Annotated in this window: 9 protein-coding genes; 6 read left to right on the forward strand and 3 right to left on the reverse strand. The window is 45.6% G+C overall.

The genetic code is table 11. The annotated features are described in order from the left end of the window. Positions 1-16: 16 nt before the first annotated feature. Positions 17-661 (reverse strand): nitroreductase family protein, encoded by a 645-nt coding sequence (locus ACYQ4O_RS11510; protein ID WP_460175690.1) that lies wholly within the window; start codon positions 659-661, stop codon positions 17-19. 122 nt (positions 662-783) lie between these two features. On the opposite strand from ACYQ4O_RS11510, the gene ACYQ4O_RS11515 reads away from it, so the two are divergent. Both ACYQ4O_RS11515 and ACYQ4O_RS11520 read left to right on the forward strand, forming a co-directional pair. Continuing rightward, a complete protein-coding gene (locus tag ACYQ4O_RS11515) occupies positions 784-1,767 on the forward strand; it encodes an NAD-dependent epimerase/dehydratase family protein (protein WP_460175691.1) in 984 nt (327 codons plus the stop codon). 78 nt (positions 1,768-1,845) lie between these two features. After that, entirely contained in the window at positions 1,846-2,607 is a 762-nt protein-coding gene (locus tag ACYQ4O_RS11520; protein WP_460175692.1) for a ZIP family metal transporter, read from the forward strand. 63 nt (positions 2,608-2,670) lie between these two features. On the opposite strand, the gene ACYQ4O_RS11525 is transcribed toward ACYQ4O_RS11520, so the two are convergent. Further along, the gene (locus tag ACYQ4O_RS11525; protein WP_460175693.1) at positions 2,671-3,537 is read right to left on the reverse strand and encodes a sulfurtransferase; all 867 of its coding nucleotides are present in this window, start codon (positions 3,535-3,537) and stop codon (positions 2,671-2,673) included. A 202-nt stretch (positions 3,538-3,739) separates the two neighbouring features. Between ACYQ4O_RS11525 and xseB the strand changes: the two genes are divergently transcribed. From xseB to murB, 4 genes are read left to right on the forward strand one after another with little or no spacing between them, the layout of a single operon-like run. Then, positions 3,740-3,994, forward strand: coding sequence for an exodeoxyribonuclease VII small subunit (gene xseB / locus ACYQ4O_RS11530; protein WP_308514221.1), 255 nt, complete (start codon positions 3,740-3,742; stop codon positions 3,992-3,994). An 18-nt stretch (positions 3,995-4,012) separates the two neighbouring features. Continuing rightward, positions 4,013-4,921: a polyprenyl synthetase family protein gene (locus tag ACYQ4O_RS11535; protein ID WP_308514222.1), complete on the forward strand. Its 909-nt coding sequence runs from the start codon at positions 4,013-4,015 to the stop codon at positions 4,919-4,921. Positions 4,922-4,923: 2 nt separating this feature from the next. Continuing rightward, positions 4,924-6,789: a 1-deoxy-D-xylulose-5-phosphate synthase gene (gene dxs / locus ACYQ4O_RS11540; RefSeq protein ID WP_460175694.1), complete on the forward strand. Its 1,866-nt coding sequence runs from the start codon at positions 4,924-4,926 to the stop codon at positions 6,787-6,789. Between the two features lie 10 nt (positions 6,790-6,799). Continuing rightward, positions 6,800-7,831, forward strand: coding sequence for a UDP-N-acetylmuramate dehydrogenase (murB, locus tag ACYQ4O_RS11545; protein WP_308514231.1), 1,032 nt, complete (start codon positions 6,800-6,802; stop codon positions 7,829-7,831). A 34-nt stretch (positions 7,832-7,865) separates the two neighbouring features. On the opposite strand, the gene ACYQ4O_RS11550 is transcribed toward murB, so the two are convergent. Beyond that, a partial coding sequence (locus tag ACYQ4O_RS11550) for a hypothetical protein (RefSeq protein ID WP_460175695.1) occupies positions 7,866-8,059 on the reverse strand: 194 nt, incomplete at its 5' end.

The raw sequence follows: 8,059 nt of genomic DNA on the forward strand, positions 1-8,059 counted from the left end.
CGTTAACGAAACTAGATTACTTCATTTCCCAAATAATCTTATCTAACGGAAGTCTGGATTTAGGACGAGTGGCATTGTGGTCATCGGCGGCGTCGTATCCGAGTGTGACAAGTAAAACCGATTTCAAACCGTAATTATCCAAACCAAGAATCTTGTCCATCGTTTCTTCTTCAAAGCCTTCAATAGGAGTGGAGTTGATTCCTAAGCTCGCTGAGCCGTAGAGAAGGGCAGTCATGGCAATATAAGCCTGCTTAGCTTCCCAAGTCAAAGTTGTGTGAGCTGCGTCGCGAAGACCGACGAAGTATTTTCTGGATTCTCTTTGTTCTTTGACAATCTGATCGCTCAAAAGTCTTCCGTCCTTAATTTCTTGATCAAGGATTTCTTCCAAGTATTTGTCGCTGAGTCCGTCTCTGACGGCGATTACGACAAAGTGCGAGCATGTATCTGTTCTAGGCCAGTTAAAGTCGTTGACGGCCGGACGGATTTTTTTCTTAGCCTCATCGCTGGAACCGAAAATAAATACCCAAGGCTGGCTGTTAACTGAAGAGGGAGATAGTCTGAGAATCTCTTTTAATTTCTTGATGTCGTCCTCCGGAATCTTTTTGGAAGGATCAAATTTTTTAGCTGTGAAGCGCGTCTTGGACAGTTCAAGAAAATCCATCGTTTTTTCTCCTATAGAATACGATTACATGATGATATGGCATAGTATCACCAGCAGTTGCGTTCTCCCGAATGAAAAAATAAACGTTAAATGTACCTAACATTTGGCTAAATACTGAGCACATGAAAACTAAAATCCTCATTACCGGATGCTGCGGATATGTCGGCAACGCCATGGTATTAGATCTATTAAAGCGCAAAAAGGAATTTGACGTGCGCGTGACTTCCCGCATTGGGAAAATGGTGGATCACCCGGAAGTTTCATGTTTTTGCTGTGAACCGTTCGAAGAAAGACCGAATCTTCGTGAAGCACTGGAAGGGGTCGATGTCGTGGTGCATGCTAGTGCCTTAGAGAAAGCCAATCACGGAACGCCGGTTGAAATTTCAACATTGCAAAGAATATTTGTGCTTGGCTCAGTGTATCTTGCTCAAGCCGCAGCTCAGGCGGGCGTAAAAAGATTTGTTTTTCTCAGCACCATAGAGGTTGACGGGGAAGTCACGCCGCCGGGCAAAAAGTTCTATGCCGACTCGGTACCGCGTCCGAAACTTGCTCTTGGCAAGACCATGCTTGCGGCCGAGAGAGAGGTTAGAAAAATAGCGGAAGAAAGCAAAATGGAACTTGTGATTGTCCGCTGTCCTATGGTTTACGGACCCGAGTGCAGCAATCTTTTCAGAGCCGTCCAATTGATGGTTCAGTTCTGCCTGCCGCTTCCATTGGGCAGTACGGGAGATAACGAGCGCTCATTGGTTAGTATTGATAATCTTGTGGATTTTCTAAGGTGCGTCTCCGTGCATGAGAAAGCAGCCAATGAAGTTTTTCTGGTGAGCGACGGTAAGGATTTGTCAACACTGCAGATTTTTAAGCTGCTTGCTAGAACCGGACATCGGCCGTGCATGCTGTGGCCGTTCCCTAAAAAGCTCCTTTCTCTTTTCAATAGCTACATCGGAAGGCGAACTTGGGGAGAATTTTTCTTTGAAAGCCGCGTTGAAGACATAACTAAAAACCGTTTGCTTTTAAATTGGATCCCGCCGATTAGCGTCGAAGAGGCGTTCGCAAGAAGCTGGTATAAAAAAGAAAAACTTAGCGTTCGCAAAGAAGAAGGCTGAAGACTTTTTCTTGAATTAAGCTCTTTTTGGCGAATTTTTGTTCCGGGCGTAGTACTCTAACGCACGGAAAGGAAACGTATGTCAATAGTCCTGCAAATTATCTTAGCAACAGTTATATCCTCGGCGCTTTCTATCGTGTTGGCCGGGTTGATTAGTTTTCGATTCTTGGATAGATATATGTCCAAGATGTTATGCCTCTCGGCAGGACTTCTCTTGGCCGTTTCTTTCACGCATCTTCTTCCGGAGGCCTTTGAGCATCATGAAGATGCGACCTATATCGGATGGACTCTTCTGTTAAGCGTTTTGATTCTTTTCGGCATTGAACAATTTTTCTCTCATCATGAAGCAGAAAATGTTTCTCAAATGATCGAAGAGAGCAGAAAAAGCCAAGGCAGAGGAGGTCAAGCGATTCTTCTTGGAGACGCCTTCCACAATTTGACAGACGGGGTATTGATTGCCAGCGCCTTTATGGTGACACCGAGTTTAGGTTGGATTACGGCGTTGGCCATTATGGCCCATGAAATTCCGCAAGAGGTCGGAGACTTTATGGTTCTTCTTCATTCCGGCTTCAGTAAAGGCCGAGCCTTGTTCTATAACCTGCTTTCGGGCTTTACGTCCGTTCTCGGCGGGATTCTCGGCTACTTCCTCTTAGACAAAGTCAGCTGGCTTATTCCATACGCATTTGCAGTGGCTGCCGCAAGCTTTATTTACATTGCCTTGTCCGATTTGATGCCGGAGATGATCAAGAAGGGCAGAACTGCCTTTTTTACGCAGATGCTCTTTATTGTCCTAGGCGTTCTGCTTGCAATCGTAGCGACTGGGTCTTTGCATACGCATTAATCTGCATCCTTGAATTTCTCGGAGGTTTACGGATTCCTCAACCTCCAAGAAAAAAGTTGTTCGTTAATTGCAGGCAATGGGATTTGATTCATCGTCAATCCACTGACTCCAAGAGCCTGTATAAAGATGAGATCCGACTAAACCGCATAAATCCATTGCAAACAGATTAACTGAAGCATTGACGCCGGAGCCGCAGCTGTTGATGATTTGGCTTGGTTTTCTTCCGTTCAACAACTCAAGAAATTCTTTACGAAGTTCAACCGGAGATTTGAAAGTCCCGTCTTTGTTGAAGTTCATTGAGCCGGAACGGCAAACGGAACCCGGAATGTGCCCCGCTTTCTTATCAATAGTTTCGCCGATGCCATGGAAACGAGACTCTGAACGGCCATCCAGGACAAGATACTCATGAGTTTTCAAATTGTCCTGCACCGTTTTCATTTCGGTCGGGATTTCAAACGGTTTGTTAGCGTTAATAACTCCGGCTTCCGGAACGGCTGGTTCAGTCGAAACGGGGAATTTCTGATTTACCCATGCTTGATAACCGCCGTCGAGGACTGCGACTTTTTCCAGACCGATCCAGCGAAGCTGGAACCACAACCTAGTAGCAAATCCAAGTCCTCCTTGGTCGTAAATGACAATCTGTTTATCGGAACTTACGCCGAGGGCTTCCATGTTCTTGATAAAAGTTTCTCGGTCGGGCATTGGGTGACGGCCTGTTCCCTGACAGACCTTGCCTGTAACAACTCTATCAAAATCGCATAGAACCGCGCCCGGGATATGACCTTCTTTATAAAGTTCAATGCCGATGTCCGGATTTCCGATGCTGCAGCGGCAGTCAAGAACACAAAGAGGAACTTTTTTGCCTGTAATCTTTTGATTAACAAGGATTGCGTGGAGTTCCTGAACATTCATCAAAGTGGTATAAATCATAATCTCTCCGGTTAATGCCGAGATTGTAATGTTTGGTTCGAGGGCATGGAACGAAATCCCGGTGTTTTCTGAGGCGTATAGAATTCGTTTGAATATCTTTCAGATCTGAATTTCATGCGCTTTCTAGACCTTTAACCATTTAAAATCTTTTTAAATAGGATAAAGTTAGGTAAAGTACTACTTTCTGAGAAAAGCAAGAAAAATGGCACAAGATAAAACAAAGGAAATTTCTCAAATGTCCTACGAAGAGGCTTTGGCTGAATTGGAACAGCTTTCCAATAAAATGAGCCAAGGTGGTCTTACTCTGGAAGAGTCCGTGGCGACATATCAGAGAGGTATCGAATTAGGTTCTCATTGTCAAAAACTTTTGGATGAAGCTCAGAAAAAAATTCAGAAGCTGGATTCCGAACTGACTGCAATCACTTCTTCAGACTTAAAAGACGATGTGCCTTTTTAGTTAACAATAAAAAGAAATATGAGTAAAAGTTTTAATGAGTGGGTCAAAGATTGCCAGCAAAGAGTGGAGGTAGCTGCAGGAGAGCTTTTGCCTCCAACAGATCTTGAACCCAAAATCCTGCATGAAGCCATGCGTTATTCCGTTATAGGAGGCGGAAAAAGAGTCCGTCCTCTACTGGTATACGCAGTAAGCGAACTATTTGGGGCTGATGAGCACAACGCAGACAGAGTGGCTCTTGCCATCGAGTGCGTTCATTCATATTCATTGATCCATGATGATCTTCCCTGCATGGATAATGATATGCTGCGTCACGGAAAGCCCACAACTCACGCAAAATACGGCGAGGCGATGGCAATGCTTGCCGGAGACGCGCTTCAGCCGGAAGCCTTCATTTATATTTCCGAGACTACTCTTAATCCTCACCAAAAGCTTGTCCTTATTTCTTTACTTGCAGACGCCGCTTCGAGCCGCGGTATGTGCGGCGGACAAGCCATCGATTTATCTATGGTCGGTAAAAAGATGACTTTGGAAGAGCTCCGGCATATGCATGCTTTGAAGACAGGGACTCTTCTTCATGCTGCCGTTATGTCGGGCATTTGGTGTGCGAAAGAAGAATCGTCCAGCGAGGAATTGGTTGAAGCACTTTCATCCTACGGTAATGCCGTAGGTTTGCTTTTTCAGATTGTCGATGACATTTTGGACGTTGTCTCAAGCGCAGAGAAGCTTGGTAAAACGGCCGGTAAAGATGCATTAGAAAACAAGCCGACTTACGTTTCTATTTTAGGATTAGATAAATCTCGTGAGTTAGCAAAAGAACAATATGAGCTGGCCCTGGCGTCAGTGCAAAAAATTGAAAATATCGTCGGCGGTAATAAAACACTCCGTCTCAGAGAAATTGCCGACTTTATTTATTCCCGGGATCACTAACTATGTATGAGCTGCTTGAAACTGTTAATTCTCCCGGAGATCTAAAAAAACTCAGTATTCCGGAGCTTGAGGTCTTAGCAAAAGAGCTTCGGGCCTTTATTATTGATTCAGTCTCAAAAACCGGAGGGCATCTGTCTTCCTCTTTGGGTTGTGTCGAATTAGCCATTGCAATTCACTACGTTTTTGACACTCCTGAAGACAAGTTGATTTGGGACGTCGGCCATCAGGCATATGCCCATAAGATTCTTACCGGCAGAAGAGAGCAAATGGCTCATCTCCGCCAATACCAAGGTTTGTCAGGATTTCCGAAGATTACCGAGAGTGAGTTCGATGCATTCGGAACAGGTCACTCTTCAACTTCCATCTCCGCCGCCTTAGGTATGGCAGTCTCCGCGCGTGAAAGAGGACTCAGAGACCGGCATCACGTGGCAGTTATCGGCGACGGAGCAATGACCGCAGGCATGGTATTTGAAGCCATGAACTGTGCAGGGGACATGAAAGACATTCGTCTTTTGGTTATCCTAAATGATAATGATTGTTCTATTTCTCCTCCCGTAGGAGCATTGAGCAAGCATTTCTTCAGTTTGATGAGCGGACGCTTTTACGCCCAAGCTCGTGAATCGGTAAAGGCTTTGGTCCGTCCGATTCCGCGCCTTTATGATTTGACAAGAAAGGCCGAAGAATACAGTAAGGGCATCGTAGCTCCTGCCTCCACACTTTTTGAAGAGTTTGGTCTTAATTATCATGGTCCTATCGACGGACATGATTTGAAAGCTTTGATTCCTTTGCTCAAGAACATGAAAGAGTTACCGGGCCCACTTGTTCTTCATATCGTCACGGAGAAGGGTCACGGCTACGAGCCGGCTGCTCATGACCCGACACAGTACCATGGCATCTCACCGTTTGATGTGAAGGTCGGAATTCAAGCTAAAGCTCATGCAAAGACTTACACGGAAGTTTTTAGTGACTGGCTTTGCGAGATAGGAGCCAAAGATAAGAAGATTGTTGGGATTACGCCGGCAATGGAATCCGGTTCGGGGCTTACTAATTTTGCTAAGAAGTTTCCGGATAGATTTTTTGATGTTGCCATTGCTGAACAGCATGCCGTGACATTTGCCGCCGGCTTGGCAATTGACGGCATGAAGCCTGTCTGTGCGATCTACTCAACTTTTTCTCAGAGAGCCTTTGACCAGATCGTGCATGACGTGGCTCTGCAGAATCTGCCGGTTCTTTTTCCGCTTGACAGAGGCGGCATTGTTGGGGCTGACGGCGCAACCCATCACGGCGCCTTCGATCTTTCTTTCCTGCGCTGCATTCCGAATTTGGTCATCATGGCTCCAAGTGATGAGAATGAAACGCGCCAAATGCTCTATACGGGGTATAAATACAACGGTCCGGCTGTTGTCCGCTATCCGAGAGGGAAGGGACCGGGCGTTGAGATTGTCGAGGCGATGCAGGAGCTTCCGCTTGGCAAGGCAAGAGTGATGAGAAAATCAGGGGCAGAAAAAGGAAAACGTGTGGCCATTTTGGCTTTTGGCTCCATGGTTTATCAATTGCTCCCGCTGGCAGAAGAACTTGATGCAACTCTTGTCGATATGAGGTTCGTGAAACCTTTGGATCAAGAAATTATTAAAGAAGCGGCCGAAAATCATGATTTAATTGTGACCGCTGAAGAAAATGTTATTCAAGGCGGAGCTGGCTCTGCTTGTTTGGAAGCCATTGCAGAATTTGGCCGCGCACTTCCAGTTTTGCAAGTCGGCATTCCTGACAAGTTTGTGGAACAAGGAGACAATCTTTCCTTGTTTAAGGAATGCGGCTTGGATAACGACAGTATTAGAGAGAAAATACTAAATAGATTAAAAGCATAAGAATCGGAGCATCTTTATGAGCTTTTCCGTTAAGAATGACGTTGACCTCACGAAGTTAAATACATTTAGGATAACTGCGAAAGCCAAAGAATTCGCTGATATTGAAACCGCCGAGGATTTAGAGAAGGCTGCGGACTTCCTTTCCCAATACCCGGAGAAAAGATTCTTAATTCTCGGGGGCGGTTCTGATATTTTGTTCAGTCAGGATTTCGATGGAATTATTCTCCGCAACCATCTTTATGGGGTTGAAGCAGCCGGCGAGGATGAGGAGTTCTATTACGTAAAAGCAGCTTCCGGTGAAGATTGGCACAGTTTTATTCTAAGAACATTGGATGCGAAAAAGCCCGGTTTAGAAAACCTTACTTTGATTCCGGGAACGGTAGGCGGTGCTCCGATTCAGAATATCGGCGCTTACGGTATGGAAGTGGCCGAGAGAATTCATTGCGTTGAATATTTTGATCTGAAGACCAAAGAACGTAAAGTCCTCAGCAATGAAGAGTGCGATTTCGGCTATAGAACTTCTGTGTTCAAGAAGCCGGAAATGAAGAATGCTTTTATCACCTCCGTGACTTTCAAGCTGCCAAAGAAATGGGAACCGGTGATTAGCTATAAGGACTTGAGAGAGCATCTGCAGTCCAATCACGCACCCGAGCTTCATCCGACGGATATCTACAATTCCGTGATTGCTATCAGAAAGAGAAAACTTCCCTCTCCTCATAAACTTGGAAGTGCAGGCAGTTTCTTCAAAAATCCGGTATTAAGCCGTGAAGAATTTCACGCCCTGCAAGAAAAGAATCCGTCAGTGGTCGCTTATCCGATGGCCGGAGGACGCTATAAAGTGTCGGCAGCTTGGCTTATCGATAATGCGGGATTAAAAGGCTTAAGAATGGGCGATGTCGGCGTCTATGAAAAACAGCCTTTGATTATTGTCAATTACGGCAGTGCTTTCGGCGAAGACGTTGTCGGGATGGCCCAAGATATTCGCGTCCGTGTCAAAAACTGCTTTAACGTAAAGCTTGAGCCGGAAGTCGTTATAGTCTAGTTCTGACTTTTCTTTCCGCCAACAAAAAGCGAACTCATCGGAGTTCGCTTTTTGGCATGTGCGCCCAGCAGGGCGTCTCTCTATAGGGTGCAAATCCCGAACCTGCCCGATGAGGGGAAAGGTTAGCGACTCGGCAAGGGTTCAACGGCGACGTTGAATCTGAAGGAAGCTGATAGCAAAATGCATGTTCAACGAACAGGAAGCGGATAGGAGGCGGTCTAAGCAAAA

This window comes from Turicimonas sp. TL08, from assembly GCF_054660695.1.

Excerpts from the sequence above, each read along its gene's own strand:
- ACYQ4O_RS11525 (WP_460175693.1), bottom strand. The coding sequence starts at position 3,537 with ATGATTTATACCACTTTGATGAATGTTCAGGAACTCCACGCAATCCTT.
- ACYQ4O_RS11510 (WP_460175690.1), bottom strand. The coding sequence starts at position 661 with ATGGATTTTCTTGAACTGTCCAAGACGCGCTTCACAGCTAAAAAATTT.
- xseB (WP_308514221.1), top strand. The coding sequence starts at position 3,740 with ATGGCACAAGATAAAACAAAGGAAATTTCTCAAATGTCCTACGAAGAG.
- dxs (WP_460175694.1), top strand. The coding sequence starts at position 4,924 with ATGTATGAGCTGCTTGAAACTGTTAATTCTCCCGGAGATCTAAAAAAA.
- ACYQ4O_RS11520 (WP_460175692.1), top strand. The coding sequence starts at position 1,846 with ATGTCAATAGTCCTGCAAATTATCTTAGCAACAGTTATATCCTCGGCG.
- ACYQ4O_RS11535 (WP_308514222.1), top strand. The coding sequence starts at position 4,013 with ATGAGTAAAAGTTTTAATGAGTGGGTCAAAGATTGCCAGCAAAGAGTG.
- ACYQ4O_RS11515 (WP_460175691.1), top strand. The coding sequence starts at position 784 with ATGAAAACTAAAATCCTCATTACCGGATGCTGCGGATATGTCGGCAAC.